The 393-nt window shown below is 69.7% G+C and carries 1 protein-coding gene; it reads left to right on the top strand.

Annotation, left to right across the window (positions count from 1 at the left end; all coding sequences use genetic code 11):
- Positions 1-393, top strand: a 393-nt coding sequence (locus tag A6V29_RS09315) for an MATE family efflux transporter (protein WP_212719170.1), incomplete at both ends; no start/stop codon positions are given.

Genomic DNA, 393 nt, shown 5'->3' with positions numbered 1-393 from the left:
ACCCGCCTGGTGCTCGCCTGGGGCTTCGGCTTCGCGCTCGTTGTCGCCGTGGTGCTGGCGCTGTTCGGACCGGCGCTGATCGACGTGATGACGGCGAGTCCAGCCGTGCGCAGCGCCGCGCGCGACTATCTGCCCTATGTGGTGGCCTCGCCGCTGCTGTCGGTGTTCGCCTTCGCGTTCGACGGCGTCTATATCGGCGCCACCTGGGCCCGCGACATGCGCAACCTCATGGTGGCGGCGCTGGCCGTGTTCCTCGCGATCTGGTTTGCGCTGCGCGGCTTCGGCAATACGGGGCTGTGGATCGCGATGCTCGGCTTCTACGCCGCCCGCGGCGGCTTCCAGGCCGCGCGCTATCCAGCGCTGCTGAAGGCGTCGTTCGGCAAAGGCCCGGCT

The organism is Blastococcus sp. CCUG 61487 (genome assembly GCF_005222955.1).
Classification (GTDB): Bacteria; Actinomycetota; Actinomycetes; order Mycobacteriales; family Geodermatophilaceae; genus Blastococcus.
Note: the sequence above shows the minus strand (reverse complement) of the source record. Positions and strands in the feature narration are given on the sequence as shown.